Source organism: Dolichospermum heterosporum TAC447, assembly GCF_024584745.1.
GTDB lineage: Bacteria > Cyanobacteriota > Cyanobacteriia > Cyanobacteriales > Nostocaceae > Dolichospermum > Dolichospermum heterosporum.
Genome location: NZ_CP099464.1, coordinates 2977204 through 2998892, shown reverse-complemented (window position 1 = coordinate 2998892; position 21689 = coordinate 2977204). Strand labels below are relative to the sequence as shown.

The 21689-nt window shown below is 37.2% G+C and carries 15 protein-coding genes and 1 pseudogene; 8 read left to right on the top strand and 8 right to left on the bottom strand.

Translation table 11 applies throughout. The annotated features are described in order from the left end of the window. Positions 1–189: 189 nt before the first annotated feature. Positions 190–837: pseudogene (locus NG743_RS13595) on the bottom strand (NF041680 family putative transposase); the annotation flags it as partial. A 168-nt stretch (positions 838–1005) separates the two neighbouring features. On the opposite strand from NG743_RS13595, the gene NG743_RS13590 reads away from it, so the two are divergent. The 5 genes from NG743_RS13590 (at position 1006) to NG743_RS13570 (ending at position 5863) form a co-directional block, all read left to right on the top strand. Continuing rightward, a complete protein-coding gene (locus tag NG743_RS13590; protein ID WP_257120253.1) occupies positions 1006–3999 on the top strand; it encodes an AAA-like domain-containing protein in 2994 nt (997 codons plus the stop codon). Between the two features lie 413 nt (positions 4000–4412). Next, positions 4413–4649, top strand: a complete 237-nt coding sequence (locus tag NG743_RS13585; protein WP_306459853.1) for a four helix bundle protein — start codon at positions 4413–4415, stop codon at positions 4647–4649. Positions 4650–4777: 128 nt separating this feature from the next. After that, complete coding sequence (locus tag NG743_RS13580) at positions 4778–4900, top strand: element excision factor XisH family protein (RefSeq protein ID WP_228043730.1); 123 nt, start codon at positions 4778–4780, stop codon at positions 4898–4900. Then, entirely contained in the window at positions 4888–5241 is a 354-nt protein-coding gene (locus tag NG743_RS13575; protein WP_027403289.1) for a XisI protein, read from the top strand. The genes NG743_RS13580 and NG743_RS13575 overlap by 13 nt, the downstream gene beginning before the upstream one ends. 226 nt (positions 5242–5467) lie before the next feature. After that, a complete protein-coding gene (locus NG743_RS13570; RefSeq protein WP_257120252.1) occupies positions 5468–5863 on the top strand; it encodes a CU044_2847 family protein in 396 nt (131 codons plus the stop codon). Between the two features lie 1518 nt (positions 5864–7381). On the opposite strand, the gene NG743_RS13565 is transcribed toward NG743_RS13570, so the two are convergent. Next, on the bottom strand, positions 7382–8383 hold the full coding sequence (locus NG743_RS13565; protein WP_027403287.1) for a phosphoribulokinase: 1002 nt from the start codon (positions 8381–8383) through the stop codon (positions 7382–7384). A 1348-nt stretch (positions 8384–9731) separates the two neighbouring features. Here NG743_RS13565 and cpcD/petH point away from each other — a divergent pair. After that, positions 9732–11087, top strand: coding sequence for a bifunctional rod-capping linker CpcD/ferredoxin--NADP reductase PetH (gene cpcD/petH / locus NG743_RS13560; protein WP_257120251.1), 1356 nt, complete (start codon positions 9732–9734; stop codon positions 11085–11087). Between the two features lie 133 nt (positions 11088–11220). After that, positions 11221–12510, top strand: coding sequence for a homoserine dehydrogenase (locus NG743_RS13555; protein ID WP_257120250.1), 1290 nt, complete (start codon positions 11221–11223; stop codon positions 12508–12510). A gap of 1375 nt (positions 12511–13885) precedes the next feature. Here the strand turns inward: NG743_RS13555 and NG743_RS13550 are convergent. Beyond that, on the bottom strand, positions 13886–14323 hold the full coding sequence (locus NG743_RS13550) for a CAAD domain-containing protein (RefSeq protein ID WP_027403284.1): 438 nt from the start codon (positions 14321–14323) through the stop codon (positions 13886–13888). Positions 14324–14780: 457 nt separating this feature from the next. Here NG743_RS13550 and pcrA point away from each other — a divergent pair, with 457 nt between their 5' ends. Then, positions 14781–17108: a DNA helicase PcrA gene (pcrA, locus tag NG743_RS13545; protein ID WP_257120249.1), complete on the top strand. Its 2328-nt coding sequence runs from the start codon at positions 14781–14783 to the stop codon at positions 17106–17108. Between the two features lie 147 nt (positions 17109–17255). Here pcrA and NG743_RS13540 read toward each other — a convergent pair whose 3' ends face one another. From NG743_RS13540 to NG743_RS13520, 5 genes are all read right to left on the bottom strand, one after another. Beyond that, on the bottom strand, positions 17256–17558 hold the full coding sequence (locus NG743_RS13540) for a DUF4351 domain-containing protein (RefSeq protein ID WP_257120248.1): 303 nt from the start codon (positions 17556–17558) through the stop codon (positions 17256–17258). A gap of 334 nt (positions 17559–17892) precedes the next feature. Further along, the gene (locus tag NG743_RS13535; protein WP_257120247.1) at positions 17893–18606 is read right to left on the bottom strand and encodes a PulJ/GspJ family protein; all 714 of its coding nucleotides are present in this window, start codon (positions 18604–18606) and stop codon (positions 17893–17895) included. A gap of 5 nt (positions 18607–18611) precedes the next feature. Further along, on the bottom strand, positions 18612–19142 hold the full coding sequence (locus NG743_RS13530; protein ID WP_257120246.1) for a pilus assembly FimT family protein: 531 nt from the start codon (positions 19140–19142) through the stop codon (positions 18612–18614). Beyond that, complete coding sequence (locus NG743_RS13525) at positions 19117–19653, bottom strand: type IV pilus modification PilV family protein (RefSeq protein ID WP_257120245.1); 537 nt, start codon at positions 19651–19653, stop codon at positions 19117–19119. The genes NG743_RS13530 and NG743_RS13525 overlap by 26 nt, the downstream gene beginning before the upstream one ends. A gap of 91 nt (positions 19654–19744) precedes the next feature. Then, positions 19745–21139 carry a hypothetical protein gene (locus NG743_RS13520; protein ID WP_257120244.1) on the bottom strand — a complete coding sequence of 465 codons (1395 nt, stop codon included), beginning with the start codon at positions 21137–21139 and terminating at the stop codon, positions 19745–19747. Positions 21140–21689: the final 550 nt, after the last annotated feature.

Below are 21689 nucleotides of genomic sequence, written 5' to 3'. Positions count from 1 at the left end.
TGCGTAAGCGTTGCGTTAGCCATATGGAACGAAGTGAAATGAAGCAATTCCAAGGGTTGTGACTGCTTGCCTTCCCTCCTTGAGTTTGGACTAACTGACATTTAGCAGCAATGAAAAGAAGGCAAGAGAAAATTACCCAACGTCTTTGAGAGACCCAGTGTTGTTGAATCGTGGAAAAAGAAGCAGAAACTAAGCAGCAGTTAGGTCGGCGTTCTTAAGTGTTTCTTCTGATTTAGGTTTTTTAGATGCGTGTTTTTTGACAGTGGGATAACGGGGACGTGGAGGTGGCTGATGTCCTTGGGCGCGACCAGGTGATTTACCGCGAGTTTTGGGGGGTTGGGCAGGAGTGCCAATAGCAGCTAAAATTAGAGGAAAAGCTTGTGCTACACGCCCTGGAGACAGTGTATCCTGAGTTGATTGCCAAGGCAATGGGGAGTCAATGCAAGCTGCCCTTGCTAACCATAGTTGCCAAGTTAACAAGGGCATCAAGTCACTCCATCGCTCTGCCGCCTGAGTCGAGCTAAGTTGAGGTTGTGTCCAATGTAACCTTTGCTTCGCAAAACGATACCAATGTTCTAGAGTAAAACGGCGTAAGTATTTGTGCCAGAGATCCTCTAATGCGGGCATTGTCTGACCCAACCAAGCCAGCCATAAGGGTTGAAACTGACGATTGCGTCCGACCGGTTGGAGTATCTCGACGCGAATGATTTCCATTGCCCGGTTTGGGGATTGAAGGAAATGAAATCCACTCCAACGCATGACTTTCACTCGTCCAACTTTCGGGTCTTCCATTTCTAGAGTTTCAGTGGACCCTGGCCAAGTTTCCGGATCATTGAACTAATTACTGAAGATTATAATATAACGATATGCACTTGAATGAGATACATCATAAGCCCCCTCCTCGCTTGCGGGGAGGGGGTTGGGGGTGGGGTTCTTATATCTCACTCAACCGAGAACCGCTATAGCATAGGAGCTACGCTAATTTATTAGTATTCAACAAGTGAAATGGAAAATTTAAACTCAGTTAATTATGAATATCAAGTAGGTGGTTCTCTCCCTGCTTCTGCGCCTACTTATGTTACCAGAAAAGCCGATAATGAACTATATCAAGCTATAAAAAAGGGAGAATTTTGTTATGTGTTAAATTCTCGACAAATGGGTAAATCTTCTTTAAGAGTTCAAACAATGAAACGACTTAAAGAAGTAGATGGATTTGCTTGTGCTGCTATTGATTTAACTGATATTGGTTCAGCCAATATTACCCCTTTACAATGGTATGCAGGAATTATTAATGAATTAATTAATACCTTTGAATTAAATGAAAAATGTGATATAGATAGTTGGTGGGATAAATATGATCAAGAATCTTTGTCTGCGGTGAATTTCTTTGGTAATTTTCTCCGAGATATTCTTTTAAAATATGTTGAATCAAATATCGTTATTTTTATAGATGAAATTGATAGTATCATTAGTTTACAGTTTAATGTTGATGATTTTTTCGCTTTGATTCGCTCTTTTTATAATCGTCGAGTTGATAATATTGAATATAATCGTCTGAGTTTTGTGTTATTAGGTGTAGCTACTCCCAGTGATTTAATTCAAGATAAAACGCGGACTCCTTTTAATATTGGTTATGGCGTAGAATTAACAGGTTTTACTTTTGCAGAATCTCAAGCATTAGCAAAGGGATTAAGTGTTAAAACCAATCAACCGGAAAAGTTATTAGAATTAATTTTAAATTGGACTGGAGGACAACCTTTTTTAACTCAAAAAGGCTGTAATTTAGTTTTAACTGACCCCCCACAACCCCCCTTGGAAAGTGGGGAGTATACAGAATGGTTAGAGAATTTAATTAGAACTAATATTATTGAAAATTGGCAAGCAAAAGATGAACCGGAACATTTACGCACCATTGAAAGACGGATTTTAATTGATGAACAAATGGCAGGTGAATTATTAGATATTTATCAAAAGATTTATCAACTGGGAGAAGTAATTAGTCAGAATACTGGAGAGGAAGGAAAGTTACAGTTATCGGGTTTAGTGGTGAAAAGAAATAATCACTTACAGATTTACAATCCCATTTATCGAGAGGTTTTTAATCAACAGTGGATTGATAATCAATTAACTGCTTTACGGCCCTATTCTGAGGCATTTAGGGCGTGGTATAATTCAGGTTGTCAGGAAAATTCTTGGTTATTACGAGGAAATGCTTTAAAAACAGCAGAAGCATGGGCAGAATCTAAGAATGTAAGTTTTCAGGATAAACAATTTTTAGCAGCTTCTCGTCAACAGGAAATTGAGGAGGAAATCAATGAACGGGAAAAGGAAGCTGAGTTAGAAAGGGAAAGAAAGGAGAAAGAAGCAGCAGAAAGGGCGAGAATTATTGAGGAAGAAGCTAAACAGAAAGCAGAAAAGCAATTAGAAACTGCTAGGAAAAAAATGAGTTTTGGCGTAATTATTTTATTTATTACTTTAGGTATTACAGGTTTATTAGGAATAGCTGCATTTATAGCGGGTAATAAAGCTATAATTGAACAAAAAAAAGCTAAAAACGCTCAACAAATAGCTACAGAAGCCACAAATAAATCGGAACAAGCTACTAAAGAAATTAAATCAAAAAATTCGCAATTAGCAACTGTGAATAAACAAATGGAAAAACAGAAGGAAGAAGCGAAAAAAGCCGAACAAAAAGCTGAAATAGCTAAAAAGGATTTAATTAAAGTTCAAGATGATAAAAAGAGTTTAGAAACACAAAAAAATAAGTTAGATAATGATACTAAAAAATTACAAGGAGAATTACAGTCAAAGTCTCAACAAATCAAATATGCTGTTTCAAGGTTCCAAAAAAAGCAAGCAGAAATAAACAATCAACTTCTGACAAAACAAAAAGAACTTAATACTGCTAAAGAACAAACAGAAAAATCTCAAAAAGATATTGCTCGCATTAAACAAAACATTGCTAAAATTACAGAATTATCAGCAGTTGCTTCTAAACTACAACAAAAAGGTAAAAATAACGAAGCTAACCAATTTTTAAATATTGCAGGTTTAGTTTTACAAGATAAAATCAAAAACCCAGAACTTAAAGAAGCTTTATTGGATAGTTCTTTAGTTTTAGGATATGAATCTTTAAAAATAGAAGAGGATAAAAATCCACAATTAGAATCACAATATAACAAAGCTAAAGAAGATTTGAATAAAAGTTTTGAAAAATTACCAAAAGAAAATAATATTGAGAAAAATGATTCTAGTTATTTAGCTACTTTAGTTTATATTTACTATGTAAAAGGTAAATTAGGAAAATCATTAAATAATTACAAAATAGCCTCAGATAAATATAATCTTCTCAAATCTCAATTAAAATCTTCTAATACTAATTTATTTAAGTTAGACCTGAATATTCTCTACAATGGTAATGCTGATATTGTCGTTTCACTTTATCGTCAGCTTAATGATTTAGATAGTTCAAATACAGTTTATTATGAATTTTTAAAAGCACATTTATTAGATGAATTAGACTATTTAATGAAAGAAAATAGATGGAAAGATGCAGATTTTAAAAATTGGCAGTTTATTCTAGTTTCTGCTAAAAGAGAAAAACAAAGTTATTTAGAAGTAAATAATATTAAAAACTTTAACTGTAAGGATTTACAAAAAGTAGATAAATTATGGGTGGATAACTCAAAAGGAAAATTCGGTTTTAGTGTTCAGAAAAGGATATATCTGGAAACAGGTAATTCTTTAGATTTTGACTGGGAAAAGGGAACATTTACAAAATGGAACGAGGAAGGGTATAATAGTTTTGTCGAAATGGTGGGATGGAAGAGGGGCAAAGACGAAGGGGGAGACTGGATGAGATACGATGAATTACCTTTATGGGAAGTAACTAATTTAGACTTGCATAAGCGTCGAGGTACGTTACCGATTACGGAGGTACTGCGGATGAAAATTGAGATTCCTCTCTTCTTGCAGAGACTTGTAGGTTGTAGCAGATAAGGCTTTCTTAGAATTTAGAATTTAGAATTTAGAATTTAGAAAAAACGGCTCTTGCGTCTCTTTTATGGTGATTGAGGATTGATGATAACAAAACCCTTACGGGACAAGGGTTATAAATAATTATTTCCATATTTTCAATGAAATGCCTACACAATAGGGCTTTCAATGATTTTGAACCAGGGTTTCCATAAAAATAACCGAAGAACCGAAAAAACCATCATAAAATTTTTCTTTTTTGCCACCAATTATTAACAAATTACCAGTAAATTGTTTAGATTAAATATCATTAAAAATGGCCAATAAAGATATACAAGAAAGAACTCTAAACTTTAGCATAAGAATAGTTAATCTTTGTAAGTTTCTGAGAGAAAATGGTGGAACAGGATATGATTTAAGTAAACAATTAATACGCTCTGGAATCAAGTATTGGTGCTAATGTTGAAGAAGCACAAAATGCAGAAAATAAACCTGATTTTATTCATAAAATGAGTATTTCTTTGAAGGAGGCTAGAGAAACAAATTATTGGTTAAAAATCCTAATCGCCACCGAGAAACAACTAGAACCAAGATTACTTCCTTTACTAAATGAATCTAATGAATTGATTTCTATTCTTCATGCAATCATTAAAAATAGTAAGGCTAAAAATTAATTCGGCTTTTGCGTTGTTTTTATGGTGATTGAGGATTGATTATAACAAAACTATTGCCCCGTAGGGGTTAGAAACAATTATGCCCATATTTTTAATGAAATGCCCACACAATAAGGCTGTCAATTATTTTGAACCAGAGTTTCCATAAAAATTTTCAACGTAAGTCTGTACAAGCAGTCATCCAAGAAAATCAACTTTTATTAATAGTTGTGAATACAGAAAAGGAGGAAATTGAACAATGGATAAACTAGAACAATATCGTCATGCTATCAAAAAGATATTGACAGAATATTACGAAATGAGTAATCCTCAAAATGTTGAAAATGGCAAAATGGAGGCTAGTGAACGTTTAGCTTTTGATGAAAACAGAGATCAATATATTTGGTTTCGATTTGGCTGGGATGACAAAAAACAAATACAGCATATTATCATCTATCTTTGCATCAAAAACGGTAAAGTTTGGGTAGAAGAAGATGCAACTAATTTATGTGTTGTTGATGATTTGCTATCAACAGGAATACCTCAAAGCGATATTATTTTAGGTTTCCAGCATCCCAGTAAACGCAGTTTAACAGAATTTGCTACTGCTTGAATAGGTGACTATTCGTTATTCAAAAAGCCTTTTTGCATTTCCGCAGCCTTTAGGTTAGCGTAAATATATCTGAGTATAGAGAAACACCTGACGGCTTTTGTGACGAGTTAATTAAAATTCACGGTTATTACAACGAGTGGTAATATGATAACTGTATGCTGGTATTGAGTCGCGCTTTGGTCGTGGCATCAGATGACGGTTACATTGTAAAAAATAATTTACCTTTATGTCACAACTAACGCCGATTCAACTAGAAGACGGAACAATTATTTATATTGAAGCATCAGAAAATATTGCTGTATCTATTCCCCAACCTCCAGAAAATGAGAACCTAGATTTTCTAATTCCCACCCCTGAACAAGCAGACCGCAGTTTTGGCTTAGAAAAACTGAACGAAAAACTGAATATTAAAGAACAGGGAGACAAACTCCAAAAAACTATTCAATCCTATTCAAAACATATTATTCAATCCTTCAAAGATTTAGCTTTAGCCGAAGTTTCTGAAGTTACATTAGAATTTGGGGTTAATGTCGGAGGAATGACAGGAATCCCTTATATTGTCACAGGAAAAACTAGCAGTAATATTAAAATTACTGTTAAATGTAAATTTAATCAGAAATAAATTTTGTCAGAATCAGGATATTCAGGATTAAAGGATTTACAGGATGTTATTTTTGAATTAGTCTAGGAATCTTCTGCAATTTATAGTGTTTAGAGAATGTTGTTTATTTTAGGCATTTACTAGATAAGCTGTTACGCAGCTAGATTTGATAACCAAAATTTACTTGAACTTTGTAGTGAGGGCATCTTGCCCGCTAGAATTATACAAACTAAATGCACAACAGCTTATTCTTTTCCACTTATCATCATAATCCTTAATTCTGCCACAATCAAACAATATGCAAATAACAATCCTGTCAATCCTCGAATCCTGGACATCCTGATTCAGACAAAATATTCACTTAATTCTGCCACAATCAAATAAGTAGTGAGACAGAATTAATTACACAATGTCATTGCGTTAGCGCAGCGTGGCGTTAGCCATATGGAACGAAGTGAAATCAAGCAATCGCCAGGGTTGTGATTGCTTCCCTTCGCTCGCAATGACTGTAAATATTTTTGTCCAATTACTTAATATGCAAATAACAATCCTGTCAATCCTCGAATCCTGGAAATCCTGATTCAGACAAAATATTCACTTAATTCTGCCACAATCAAATAAGTAGTGAGACAGAATTAATTACACAATGTCATTGCGTTAGCGCAGCGTGGCGTTAGCCATATGGAACGAAGTGAAATGAAGCGATAGCGTTCGCGGAGCGTCCCGGAGGGAACTAGCGCTGCTGCAAGCAGTTCGCCAGGGTTGTGATTGCTTCCCTTCGCTCGCAATGACTGTAAATATTTTTGTCCAATTACTTAATATGCAAATAACTATCCTGTAAATCCTCAAATCCTGGAAATCCTGATTCTGACAAAATATTCACTTAATTCTGCCACAATCAAATAAGTAGTGAGACAGAATTAATTACACAATGTCATTGCGTTAGCGCAGCGTGGCGTTAGCCATATGGAACGAAGTGAAATGAAGCGATAGCGTTCGCGGAGCGTCCCGGAGGGAACTAGCGCTGCTGCAAGCAGTTCGCCAGGGTTGTGATTGCTTCCCTTCGCTCGCAATGACTGTAAATATTTTTGTCCAATTACTTAATATGCAAATAACAATCCTGTAAATCCTCAAATCCTGGACATCCTGATTCTGACAAAATATTCACTTAATTCTGCCACAATCAAATAAGTAGTGAGACAGAATTAATTACACAATGTCATTGCGTTAGCGCAGCGTGGCGTTAGCCATATGGAACGAAGTGAAATGAAGCAATCGCCAGGGTTGTGATTGCTTCCCTTCGCTCGCAATGACTGTAAATATTTTTGTCCAATTACTTAATATGCAAATAACAATCCTGTCAATCCTCAAATCCTGGACATCCTGATTCAGACAAAATATTCACTTAATTCTGCCACAATCAAATAATATCCAAATAACAATCCTGCAAATCCTCAAATCCTGGACATCCTGATTCTGACAAAAAAAAGAGGGAACATATTTAACTGTTCCCCCTGAACTTTGACACAAACTGCTGTTTTAGACTTGAACTGCTAATTTTGCTTCTTTAGCTGTCAATCGCTCATAAGCATCACGCATTTTCAACCCTGTCAATACTTGGAATAAACCAGTACCATTATTAGAACCTGGGTATTCACGGTGTTGTAGTAACAAGTGAGTCATCTCACCTTGATATTTGGTGGATGTTTTGCTCAAATGAGTTTCAATGTAAATTACTTCATCGAGGTTATCAAATTGACCGTCTACTTCTAAAACAGAGACGTAACGACCATAGTAAACATCAGAACCGTAGTAAAGCTGCATACCGGGGTAAGAACAGGTCAGTTTGCGTCCGCAAGGAGTCCACTGAATTGTTGAACCTTCGTCAAACAGGTAACTTGGCTCAAAGCCTTCTTTACCTTCCCGTTGTAACATCCGTACCCGTAAAACTTTACGTTCTGTATCGTTTTTAATTAAGTTTGTGGGTAATACTTGCAGAACCACGTCAGCAAATTCTCTTTGTGGTTCGATGAATTTTTCAAAATCAGGTTTACGAGAATTGATTTGTGCTAGAACATCTTCATAGCGGTGACCTCTTTCAGCCATATCGCGTTGAATTTTCCAAGCAATTTTGACTTCATCGCCGATATCAAAATAAACACTGAAGTCTAAAAGCGCTCTTACTCGTTCATCATACAAAGGATGCAGCCCTTCTACAACAATAATATGATTTGGCTCAATCCATTCTGGTGGATCAATCATGCCAGTTTCGTGGTTATAAATTGGCTTATGAATCGCCTGACCTTCTTTAAGAGACTTAATTTGTTCATACATTAAGTCAAAGTTATTTGCTCTGGGGTCAAGTGCAGTTATGCCTGTTTCTTTACGTTGTTTACGATCTAGGCAATGATAGTCATCTAAACAGATAACTGTCATAAATTCTTCGCCAAATAAATCAATCAACCGACGCAAAAACGTAGATTTACCGCACCCAGAGTCTCCGGCTACTCCAATTAGTACCACGCGTTCCGGCTTAGTCATAAATTCCCTCTAAATACTAAATGTGTCAATCAATAATTTTTCTCACAGCAGATTCTGAATCTAGGAGCTTACCCCAAAGGTATTGTCCTACGTTCTGGCTATCCAGCATAACGATGACAGATTTCAACAAATAACTTGTACGCCTATAGCAGTTACTCGTCCTAATTAGCCTAATTTTATAGCTGGTAAGTATTTAATCTTAGTGTTGCCCTAAATTTTAACAGAATGGGGTGTACTCTCACAAGATTTACCTTAAGAACGAATCTAGTTTCCTAGCAATTATCTGTTTAATATTCTGCCATAGATGATACATTTTTTTTAGATGTGAGAGAAAATAGGAGTTAGCACTTTGGCTGACTTCGACAAGCTCAGTACAAGTCGCTCAGTTCCTGATCGAGAGAACAAAGAATGTGTAAAAGCTTGTTAGTGTTTGATAGTACAGTGTAACCTATGGCTCAACTCGCACTACGCTAAATTATGTAGTAATTTTAACGCTATATTTAATTTATACTCAAAATGGCTAAAAATTGGACTTTTTTCTAATACAAATAACAAGTTCAAAGCCTCTCCAATTATAAAAGCTGCTCCTTTTCCCTCCCTTGTAGGGCTTGTAGGGGAGGGTCAGGGAGGGGTGCAAAGGAGAGGTTTACCAGAGGGGTTTCATATTTGTTTAAGCAATGAACCGTTTGCAGTATACTTAAAATGTACTGTACATGTAAAATTGATTATTAAGTAGTGAGACAGAATTAATTACATAATGTCATTGCGTTAGCGCAACGTGGCGTTAGCCATAGGGAACGAAGTGAAATGAAGCGATAGCGTTCGCGGAGCGTCCCGGAGGGAACTAGCGCTGCTGCAAGCAGTTCGCCAGAGTTGTAATTGCTTCCCTTCGCTCGCAATGACTGTAAATATTTTTGTCCAATTACTTAATAGAGTCCGTTACTGCACTGTCATGGTAAGATATTACTGGTAGTTTTAGTTCAATCCAAACTAAAGTTATAAATCGAAAGGCTTTTTTGCAAACCCAGGATTTTTGCATGATCAATATATAGTAGAATGTTTGATTAACAAGCCTAAGACTATGTAGTTCAAGAAAAAAAGATTAAAGTGATTCACTATTAACATTCTCGCAAAGACTTATCCTCTAATTTAGAAGGTGAACAGGTGTGTTTTTTGCCATGCCTACTGGTCTTGGGCGAGTGTACTGAGCAGGGCATCATCATAAATGATGTCGGTTTCCCAGATGGCTAGTTTTGTGATCCGAAAATCCGGTAAACTAAACCTCGCATAAGGATGGGAATGGTTTTTTTTGATAAACGGTTAAGTAAATATCGGAGTGTTAGAAGGAATGTACAATCAAGGTGCTGTTGAGGGTGCTGCCAATATAGAATCAGGTAGCCGCGTCTTCGTTTACGAAGTGGTGGGTCTGCGTCAGGTTGAAGAAACTGATCAAACCAACTACCAAATTCGTAGAAGTGGCAGTGTATTCATCAGAGTACCTTACAACCGCATGAATCAAGAAATGCGACGGATCACTCGCCTGGGCGGTAAAATTGTTAGTATCCAATCTGTTACAGCTTTACAGCAACTCAATCGCAAAGTTGACTTAGTAGTTAACGAAAAAGTTGAATTGGCAACTACTGACATTAAAGTTAGCAGCGAAGTCGCGGCTGAAGTAAGTGCTAACAAAGATGAAAATGGTAAATCCACACCTGTAAGTAATGTTAGTGAAGCTAAAGGCTTTGCTAAAACACCAGCTAAGGATAAGAAAGGCAACTCCATGACTCAAGCAAAAGCCAAAAAAGATGCTCATGCTGATGTTCCTGTGAACATTTACCGTCCTAATGCTCCGTTTATTGGTAAGTGTATTTCTAATGAAACATTAGTTAAAGAGGGTGGAATTGGGATTGTTCAACATCTCAAGTTTGACCTGTCTGCCGGCAACTTGAGGTATTTAGAAGGACAAAGTATTGGGATTATTCCTCCTGGTGTAGATAAGAATGGTAAGCCTGAAAAACTCAGACTGTACTCCATTGCTTCTACTCGTCACGGCGATAATCTAGATGATAAAACAATATCTCTGTGTGTTCGTCAGTTAGAGTACAAGCATCCAGAAACAGGTGAAACGGTTTATGGTGTTTGTTCTACCTATCTGAGTAAAATTAAACCAGGTGATGATGTCAAAATCACTGGTCCTGTTGGTAAGGAAATGTTATTGCCGGAAGATCCTGAAGCTAATGTGATCATGTTAGCAACAGGTACGGGTATTGCGCCTATGCGGACTTATCTGTGGCGGATGTTTAAGGATGCAGAAAGAAAAGCTAACCCAGAATATCAATTTCAAGGATTTTCCTGGTTATTGTTTGGGGTGCCAACATCTCCCAATATTCTCTACAAAGAAGAATTGGAAGCAATGCAAGAGAAATATCCAGAAAACTTCCGTCTCACCTATGCTATCAGCCGGGAACAAAATAACCCCGCAGGTGGCAGAATGTACATCCAAGACCGGGTTGCAGAACACGCTGATGAATTGTGGCAGTTAATTAAAAATGAAAAAACTCACACTTACATCTGCGGTTTGCGCGGTATGGAAGATGGCATTGATGCTGCTTTAAGTGCTGCTGCGGCTAAAGAAGGTGTAGTTTGGAGTGATTACCAAAAGGATCTAAAAAAAGCTCACCGCTGGCACGTAGAAACATACTAATTTAGTCAGTGGTCATTAGTCATTGGTCATTGGACAATTAAAAGAAGATAATTAGTAGGTAGGGCTTATGCTCTGCCTACAATTGTTTTATTGTTCTATATTTCTATATAAGTTCATTGTGGGTGCAAAATCTGTGGCTGTCAAATTAGGAATACTTGGATTAGGTACGGTGGGAACAGGGACAGTGCAACTGTTGCAAGACAATGTAGGTCGTCATCCGCTGTTACAGGACATTGAAATCTATCGAGTGGGTGTGCGATCGCTCACGAAACCCCGTGCTGTAGAATTATCTCCAGAGGTGATAACTACGGATTTAGAAGCAATTGTTAATGATCCAGCCGTAGATATAGTTGTAGAACTGATGGGGGGATTAGAACCCGCACGCACACTCATCTTGACAGCTATTAAAAATGGTAAGCACGTAGTTACTGCCAATAAAGCCGTAATTTCTCGATTTGGTGGCGAAATATTCACCGCTGCTAATCAAGCGGGTGTCTATGTGCTGCTAGAAGCCGCCGTTGGTGGTGGTATTCCTGTAATTCAACCCCTCAAGCAATCTTTAAGCGTTAATCGCATTAACGCTATCATGGGTATTGTCAATGGTACAACCAACTACATCCTCACCAAGATGCAAACAGAAGGGAGTGAATTTGATGATGTCTTAGCAGATGCTCAGAGGTTGGGTTATGCTGAAGCTGACCCCACAGCGGATGTTGATGGTTGGGATGCCGGAGATAAGATTGCTATTTTGGCATCTTTAGGATTTGATGGCCGAATTAATCGAGATGATGTTTATTGCGAAGGTATTCGCCAAGTTACAAAAACAGATATTGCATACAGCGCTAAATTAGGATTTGTGATTAAATTATTGGGGATAGCTCAACACTTAGATCAAGATAATTCCCGACTTTCCGTGAGAGTTCATCCTACCCTAGTTCCCCAAACCCATCCTTTAGCTAGTATCAACGGTGTTTACAATGCCATTCTTGTGGAAGGAGAACCTATAGGACAGGTGATGTTATTCGGTCCTGGGGCTGGGGCTGGGGCTACCGCTAGTGCTGTATCATCAGATATCTTGAATCTTGTCGCTACCCTTAAAACTAATACAGCTAAACCAAATCCTCTCCTCGCTTGTAGACATCAACATTACTCGCAAATTACCCCCATTTCCGAGTTAGTAACCCGGTTTTATGCCCGTTTCCTCAGCAAGGACCAAGCGGGAGTCATTGGTAGACTGGGAACTTGTTTTGGCAATTATGGCGTGAGTTTAGAATCAGTCGTCCAAACTGGTTTTCAGGGAGAACTAGCAGAAATTGTTGTTGTTACCCACACTGTCCGAGAAGGGGACTTTAGACAAGCTTTGGCAGAAATTCAAGCAATGGAATCAATAGATAGTATTCCTAGCGTGTTGCGAGTGCTTTGAATCACAAAAACATCCTCGGCTTCTTGAAGAAGTCGGGGATTTGTTACTCTATTCTTAATTAACAACAAGATAGTTCTTCCTTATCAAGTTTACCATAGCATATTTAAAATTGTTTGTCAATACTATAAATCTCTTTTTTCGGTTGGCGTTTTTGCGTTTTTTAGCGAAACATCATCACCCCATGATGTATACGTAACACGGCTTAATAATTTGATTCTAAACGTAGGGGTAAAGCAAGAGCTTCATTGGTGTCAACTTAAGCTCAAATCCCTACCACATCTCGTTCCTAGTCTCTGACTAGGAATGCAGTTGATGAGGCTCTGCCTCTAATATCATTGAAGGCAGAGAATTGATTCCCAAATAAGCTTTCACACCCGCCCGGAACTGAAGTTCCGGTCTAATAGCTAAAGTGCGTTTCAACGCACTGTGATTAAATCAAAATCAGGAATTATCCTATTTTAGAATAAATACCGCCAAAATAGTCGGTTTCAACCGACTTGAGCTTTTAGACAGGGAATTAATTCCCTGGCTGGGAGGTACTTGACACTGTTGAGCAGTGGTAAACCTTTACAAATTATTATACGACACTAGAATGTATTATTTATAAACACAACTGTGATCTTTCAGTTATAAATAATCTTTTTGCCACATATATTTAGAGTTATATGAGTGATATATATGCAGTTTAACATTTATACTCAACACGGCTTAATTATTTGATTCTCCCGGTAGGGGGTTAGCAATGCTTAATAGTGTCAACTTAACGTAAAACCCATAACCCAACTGGGAATGATAGCGTAGCGTGGCGTTAGCCATATTCCCAGTCTCATAGCAAAAGTCCTCTCAAGACAACTCAATATACTGCAAACCGTTCATAGTTTAACCAAATATGAAACCCCTCTGGTAAGTAGTGAGACAGAATTAATTACACAATGTTATGGCGTTAGCGCAGCGTGGCGTTAGCCATAGGGAACGAAGTGAAATGAAGCAATTGCAAGGGTTGTGATTGCTTCCCTTCGCTTGCAATGACTGTAGAATATGAATTAAATAAAGTGCAAAAGTAGGGTGTGTAAAGCCCTTGCGGGCATGGCTTCGCTTAGAGCGACAGCGTAACGCACCATTTCAGGTTAAGTCAGAATTGCAGGTTATTAAATTTGCGTTTCTGTAAATATTTTTGTCCAATTACTTAAACCTCTCCAGTATTAAATGTTCTTCCTTTTCCCTCTTAGGAGAGGGTTAGGGAAAGGTGCAAAGGAGGCTTTGAACTTGTTCTTTGTATGATAAAAAAGTCCAGCTTCTAGCCGTTGTAAAAAAGAAAAAAGATACCCGATTTCTTTAAAGAAATCGGGTATCTAAGATGATCTAAATTTGTGAGTTAAGATTTAGAAGTGTGCTTACCCACAACTTGGGATTTGAGTGTGGTAATTTCTTCAGATAACTCCTGTCTGCTAGAAGCTTTGAGTAAATAGCGATAAACAAACCACACAGAATAACCAATGCCAATTAATTCAAAGGTAGGTGCTACCAAAGGAACATCATTAAGAGCATCTAATACAGCCAATAGTACCTTAACTGTGATTACTCCTGTCACTACTAAGCCAATACTAACAATGGGCTGCTGATATTGACCAAAGAATTTACCTACATAGTCTGGTAATGTCCCCAAAAAACCAGAAATTTGTTGTCCATATTTCAGCCATTGTTCTTGAGACTGCATAGGAGGTTGAAGTTTGGTCAAATTCCCGGTTTGAGTGTTAATTTCGGGTATGGTTGTTTCTTTAGACTGGGTTTCTTTAAATTCTGGTTCTTGCATTTTTGTTTCCATGATTTTGAAAGTTGAGTTTCTTACCTAGATATTTACAACCAAAAGGCTGTTAACCGGCACTTTCCCTCGCTAATCAGAGTGAGAGATTAGAGATTATTGGTTTATCTTACATCTAGAGTTCTTCACAAGTATGATAAAACTGGAACAAGAACCCCACCCCCAACCCCCTCCCCGCAAGCGATGAGGGGGCTAAGATGTACCTTATATGATTGGAAATCGCTGTAATATATATAGGTTTTCGGTTTATGTGGCTATCGCCACGCTACGCTATCAGCAAGCGCTAAATAATCTAATACTATATCAAATTTTCTCAAAGTTTAGCAATTTAAGTAAATTTTTATCATTTTTGCCCCATTATGCTGCTTTTGTTTAATTCTTTGTACTGAGTTCGACGTTGACAGAATAACCCGATAACAAATTGTCCTTTTCATCATTGTTGTAGTTTATGACCACAAATATTGATTTTCTTGCTCACCTTAATCCTAGTCAACGTCAAGCAGTCGAACACTACTGCGGACCATTGTTAGTGGTGGCTGGCGCTGGTTCCGGGAAAACCCGGGCACTGACTTACCGCATTGCCAATTTAATTATAAAACATCGTGTTAATCCTGAAAATATCCTCGCGGTGACATTTACCAATAAAGCTGCTAGGGAAATGAAGGAAAGAATTCAAAGGATATTTACTGAACAATTAGCAATATCACAACATGGTAAAAAGTTTGATTTACTGACAGAATATGAACAAAGCTTACTAAAAACACAGGTTTACCGCACTACTATTAAAGATATGTGGTGTGGAACTTTTCACAGTTTATTCTCGCGGATTCTGCGCTGGGATATCGAAAAGTATCAAGATGAAAAAGGCAGAAAATGGAATAAGAACTTTTCTATCTTTGATGAATCGGATGTCCAAAGTGTGATTAAAGAAATTGTCACCAAAGATTTAAATTTAGATAGTAAAAAATTTGAACCTAAATCTGTTCGCTATGCTATTAGTAACGCCAAAAATCAAGGACTTTCTCCCCAACAATTTGAAAGTGAACAACCAGACTATCGGGGTAGAGTTATTACTGATGTTTATAATCGCTATCAAGATAAACTTGCCCAAAATAACGCTTTAGATTTTGATGATTTAATTTTAATTCCTACCCGATTATTTCAACAAAATGAGCAAGTTTTAGCTTATTGGCATCAAAAATTTTCTCATATTCTAGTTGATGAATATCAAGATACCAACCGGACTCAATATGATCTAATTCAGCTTTTGGTGACAAATGGAGAAACCCGTAAAAGTGAATGGAAATGGCAAAATCGCTCTGTGTTTGTGGTTGGTGATGCTGACCAGTCAATTTATAGTTTTAGAATGGCAGATTTTACCATTTTGCTAGAATTTCAGGAAAATTTTGGGGATGGTTTAGCAGATGATGATACTCGTTCTATGGTGAAATTAGAAGAAAATTATCGTTCATGTGAAAATATTCTCCAAGCGGCTAATGAATTAATTGAAAATAATACTCAACGGATTGATAAAATCCTCAAAGCGACAAGAGAACCAGGGGAAGAAATTTATTGTCATAAAGCTGATGAAGAAATGGCAGAAGCAGCTTTTGTGATTAACCAAATTAGAAATTTAGAACATCAACACCCGGAATTAAATTGGGGTAACTTTGCAATTTTATATCGAACAAATGCCCAATCTCGACCTTTTGAAGAATTATTAGTAAAATATCAAATTCCTTATACGGTTGTGGGAGGCATGAAGTTTTACGATCGCAAAGAAATTAAAGATGCTGTGGCATATTTAAGGGCGATTAATAACCCAGCGGATACTGTCAGTTTATTACGAGTTATCAACACACCTCGGCGGGGAATTGGTAAATCTACTGTTGATGCTTTGGTGAATGCTTCCCAGCAATTAGGAACAACTTTATGGGAAATATTAAGTGATGAAACATCTGTAAATACTTTAGCAGGACGTTCGGCGAAAGCTGTGAATAATTTCGCCGCCATGATTCAAAATCGTCAAGAACAAATCAAAGTTGTTCCCGGTTCGGAAATTTTACAAGGGGTTTTAGAGGATTCTGGCTATATTAAGGAATTGCAAGATCAGGCTACAGATGAAGCTGATAATAGAATTAGTAATGTCAATGAATTATATAATGCTATGCTGCAATTTCAAGAAGAAAATGCTGGAGAAGATATTTCTTTACAGGCATTTTTGCAAAGTGCGGCTTTGAGTTCTGATTTAGATAATTTAAAAGAGGGACAAACAGCGGTTTCTTTAATGACTTTACACGCTTCTAAAGGGTTGGAGTTTCCTGTTGTCTTTTTAGTGGGTTTAGAACAGGGACTTTTTCCGGGTTATCGTTCTTTACAAGATCCTTCATTGTTAGAAGAGGAACGGCGTTTGTGTTATGTGGGAATTACCCGCGCTCAAGAACGGTTGTTTCTATCTCATGCCAGAGAAAGGCGTTTATATGGGTCTAGAGAACCGGCAATGCGATCGCAATTTCTCGATGAAATCCCCGCAGAACTATTAACTACCCAAAATAAAGTTACCCGGAGTTCGACTAAAACCACTTCTGCAACCACTAGTAAACAAACCACCCCCGGAATTTGGCAAGTAGGTGACAGAGTATTACATAAGTCCTTCGGACTTGGAGAAATTACCCACGTTTTCGGAGAAGGAAATAAAGTTTCTGTAGCGATTAAATTCCTGAGTTTAGGACAAAAAATTGTAGACCCCAGAGTAGCCCAATTACAAAAAGTCTAACTTATCATAGAAACGTAGGGGCGCAGGGCCTGCGCCCATGATTAGGTTAGGTTAAGAGACAGCGAAACCCAACAAAATTCTTGATAATGTTGGGTTTCATTCCTCAATGTTGGATTTATAATGTTGGGTTTCGTTCCACAACCCCACCTACAAATTTTGTAACCATTGTTCTAAATCGGTAATCGAAGAAAAATCCAAAAGTGCTTCACCCAGCAATTCTAATTGGTCAATTGTTAAAGTCCGAATTGTGTCAATTAATGATGATTCAATTTCACCAATTCGCCGATTTAGTTGCCGGATAATTAGCTGTTGTTCTCGTTGTATACCCTGTTGTATTCCTTTTTGCTCACCCCGTTCCATTGCCAGTTCTTCGGTTGGACTAATAAAAGGCATTTTAGTTTCCTCCTCAAAATGTTTGATTTTAGCGACTAATCCTGCTTGTATACTCAAAGCGGCTTAATTATTTGATTATGCGGGTAAGGGTTTAGCAGTGCTAAACCCCTACAAATCTAGGTTTTTCGGGATTTTACAAAAGTCCATATTTCTCACCCCGTTTCATTTCAAAATACCTTATTTGTTGGCTTCCACACCCGCCCGGAAATCAATTTCCGGTCTTATAGCTAAAGTGCGTTAAAACGCACTCTGATTAAATAAAAATTAACTTTTATATCCTAAATTAAATAAAACAAATAAACTAAAACTAGTCGGTTTTAACCGACTTCAGCTATAAGACAGGGAATTTATTCCCTGGATTCTGAGACTGTAACTGTAATAAATTTCGCAATTATTTAGCCCTAGTAACAGCAGTAGAACTTACTTGTAGAGTTGTTGAATCTGTTTCTGTTAACTTACCATATAAAGATAGAATAACTTGACGGGTATTGGAAATACAACCATAAAAACCACTAGTACCTACAGACACATTAGAACAGGAAGGAATACTAGTCGGTGCTTTCAGACCATCAACAAGCATCACACCAGTGTTTGCTGGTATAGTAGAACCACTAGCATAAGTACCATTGGCACGAAAAAGGGCAAATGGACACTGCCATAAACTAGTTGTTTTATTACAGGTACTCGCCTTGTCACTAGGAGCTACAAAATATACACTTTTTGTATTATCGGGAAATGTCAGCACAAGACCATTGGTACTTGAGGGTATATTAAAACCACTAGGTAATGCTAAATTATCACCAGTATTAGCAGTATTATCAGTAGTTTTTATACTCTTAGCGCTTCTCACTTCATTGCTAATATAATCTAAAGCCCGATTCAAATTAGCACGCCTGTCGCTTTCTGATGCTGCTTTCTTGTTCTGATTGAGCATAGCCACAAGACCAACGCCAACTATACCCATAACAACAGTCATGATAGCTGTTGCTACTAATAACTCTATCAAAGTAAATCCCTCATTGCCATTGAGAGCAGATTGACGGGTTTTATAATTTTGAAGAAAAAATTGGATATTTTTTTTGATATCAAAAGTATTGTTTAACATATTTTTTAAGGAGTACAACTAGATGAATAATTAGTACCACTAACAGGATCAATATATTTGCCAGTGGCAATTAATCCTAATGGTTGGGAAATAACTATACATTTTTTACCTCCAATATTGCTTTTATGTCGCAACACAATTGTTATAGGATTTGTTTCCGTCATATTACCAAGATAATCAAATGTCAAACTAGAAACTGCACCTGTTCCATCTTTATATATGTTCATGGAAACGTTATATAAAGTTCGCGTACCCATAGATAAACAGTTATCACTAGAACTACTAATAATAGGTTCACCGGAAGCGGAAACAGAGAAAGACAGGGTACAGTCTTTACCCCGACGCATAGCCCCTCTTTGTGCTTCTAATAGGGCATTTTCAGCATTAGTAACATCCTGAGTAACTTTATTCCTTTGATTTAAACCTATGAAACCAGGTGCAGAAATGGCAGCGAGAATGCCGACAAAAATCATGACCACCATTAATTCTAGTAAAGTAAATCCATCTTCATTATGATGGGCATTGTAATGACGCATAGGGTATCACTTCCATATAAGATGTAGCTAATGTAGTTTGTGTATTGGTTGGATCAGTGCTAGTACCTGTTTTAACTACATACTTTAGTTGTAAAACATTATAAGGAGCATCAGTAGAAACCTTTTGATTCCTCAACAACCAATAATATTGACCTTTTACCTGTTTAGGAGTACCTGCAACAGGAGAATAAGTAGTCCCATTTGCTGAGGCTGTAATTGATAGAGAACTCATGAAATAAGTTGCCATACCCTTGTCAATATCGGCAGGTTTACATGAAGTATTGTTTAATGCAGGAGTTAATGAATAGGTATCAGCAGCACTCTTGATTGTTTCTATATCTTGCTGAATAAGGTTGATGGCGTTTGTGTACTGAACTGCTTTCTTTTTAAAAATACCAGAAATTACAAACATATTCAAAGCAACATTAGTAAAGAAAAATATCATCAGTAAGGCAACTACTACTTCTATGAGGCTGAATCCCGAATCGGGATTATATTTGAGGTTTTTCATATATACATAAAATCAGTTCTATTTTGATAAAGGTTGTATAAAAAATGTGGATTTGGGTATTCTGAATTAAATTCAAAATACCCATATCTGTTTAATTAACTTTTTGCTTTGTCCAGCTACTGGGAAGATCAATTGTTGGTGGTAATTCTGTTAGCGTTACTACATCCTTTAAAAGATTTTTCCCTTGTGCTGTTACAGTCGCAGATGTTTTAACAACCACTTTATTACTGCTAGAACCACATCCATTTAAAGCATTCCATGACTTTGCCCACACATTACCATAGATGACAGGATCAGCGTTACCACCACCACTCACAGCTACGTCATAAGTAGGAGCATAAATAAAGGCACTTATAGTATTGCTACCATTGAGGCATATACTAGGATTGCCAGAAGGATATTTTGTACCTGTACCAATAATTAATACATCGGAAGGAGAACATTGAGCCTCTGTATAATCGCTACAATTGTGATTTATAGTCACATTTTTATCTATACTACCTGTAAGGAAGATTACAACTTTTTGTGTTGGCGGAATTGTAAGTGTAATCTTGCCATTACCACCAATATCGCCAACCTTATAAACAGGGCGACCTTGATAAGATGATGTAGGCGTTGGTGTTGGCGTTGGTGTTGCATTACCATCGGCAGATACACTACCCGATAATGTAGTATCTTTAGTAATATCTCCCAAATCAGTATATGTATTAGGCAAAGCTGGCGCTGCTCGCATTGGTGAACTGGATTCAATTACTTGATTAACATTGTTATTGGCGAGATTATTCTCTTTCATTGTAGTAATTTGAGCAGGTGTTAATTCACCACATTTAAATTTAATATCACCATCAATTTTTTGATTGTTACTACCAACAATAGAACCACTTATAGTCCATAATGCCTCTCCATTACCTGGATCGGGGGCTTTGACAGGTATTTTTACCTGTATTTGTGCTGTAGAGGTACTAGTAGAATTATTATTAACTCTACCCTGAACAGTTAATGTACCCGTCCCTGGCAATGTTCCTGATGCTGCGTTTGGATCATCTTGTTTATAAGTGTACGATACAAGCTTATACTCTCCTTGTTTAGGATCATCAGAAGTTACAGGCAGCCAATAGTCTTTATCTGATGTACCTGCATAAGTGTTGACAATTTTCTCCGTAGTAATAGCGATGTTTGAACATTGTGAGGATGAGGATAAAGCACTTGTATAGCTTGATGATAAGTTAGTGGAAGTAAAATCAACTTTTGCTAGGTTTCGGTTAGTATTAATTAAATACTGATAACGAGTAATACTTACTTCTGCGATTGATAATGCACGAGATGTATTTTTTTGATTTAAACCGAGAGCTACATCACCTTGTGACCTAAGTGCCATAGTCAACCCAATTAAAATCATCACCAAGCCAACTCCCACAGCAATTACCGAAGCAAAACCTTGTTCGCCTGTGTGCCGAATTAGAGCCAGTTTTAATCTAGGATTCATATTTCACCTCACCACTGATAACTATGCAATTAGAAAAAATAGAATTTTATTTGTTGGGTTTCGCAGTCGCTACATTTCCTTAACCGACAAGATTAATCCTGATTTTCATCCTGTCCATTTTTTAATCTTGGATACTATCTCGACTATGGCTACGCCACACAAGCTATACCCGCATTTCTCACAAACAATGGGATTACTAGGTCGCGTTTAGCGATCGCAATCTATATAATCCTTATAGAGAAACGGTTTCGGGCATTTTTCACGAGGTTGATTTTTGATGCAGTGTAAAAACCCATAATCCAGATTTTATCAGGGTTTGAGGATTTTGGTGAGAAATCAGGGTATACCGCAATAACCACCTGATTCTGACAATCACCCACCCATAAGCTCACTTTCTGATTGGGTAAATTACCAAGAGGAGGTTAGGAACGGGTTTAAATTATACTGTACTTAATAGGGAATCACTATCACTATAATATATCATAGCTATTAGTAGTGATACTGATGAAACTACTGAATCTGATCAAAATTTCCAGAAAATTCCTATTTT

Excerpts from the sequence above, each read along its gene's own strand:
- NG743_RS13520 (WP_257120244.1), bottom strand. The coding sequence starts at position 21,139 with ATGAATCCTAGATTAAAACTGGCTCTAATTCGGCACACAGGCGAACAA.
- NG743_RS13550 (WP_027403284.1), bottom strand. The coding sequence starts at position 14,323 with ATGCAAGAACCAGAATTTAAAGAAACCCAGTCTAAAGAAACAACCATA.
- NG743_RS13570 (WP_257120252.1), top strand. The coding sequence starts at position 5,468 with ATGTCACAACTAACGCCGATTCAACTAGAAGACGGAACAATTATTTAT.
- pcrA (WP_257120249.1), top strand. The coding sequence starts at position 14,781 with ATGACCACAAATATTGATTTTCTTGCTCACCTTAATCCTAGTCAACGT.
- NG743_RS13530 (WP_257120246.1), bottom strand. The coding sequence starts at position 19,142 with ATGCGTCATTACAATGCCCATCATAATGAAGATGGATTTACTTTACTA.
- cpcD/petH (WP_257120251.1), top strand. The coding sequence starts at position 9,732 with ATGTACAATCAAGGTGCTGTTGAGGGTGCTGCCAATATAGAATCAGGT.
- NG743_RS13575 (WP_027403289.1), top strand. The coding sequence starts at position 4,888 with ATGGATAAACTAGAACAATATCGTCATGCTATCAAAAAGATATTGACA.
- NG743_RS13535 (WP_257120247.1), bottom strand. The coding sequence starts at position 18,606 with ATGTTAAACAATACTTTTGATATCAAAAAAAATATCCAATTTTTTCTT.
- NG743_RS13525 (WP_257120245.1), bottom strand. The coding sequence starts at position 19,653 with ATGAAAAACCTCAAATATAATCCCGATTCGGGATTCAGCCTCATAGAA.
- NG743_RS13590 (WP_257120253.1), top strand. The coding sequence starts at position 1,006 with ATGGAAAATTTAAACTCAGTTAATTATGAATATCAAGTAGGTGGTTCT.
- NG743_RS13565 (WP_027403287.1), bottom strand. The coding sequence starts at position 8,383 with ATGACTAAGCCGGAACGCGTGGTACTAATTGGAGTAGCCGGAGACTCT.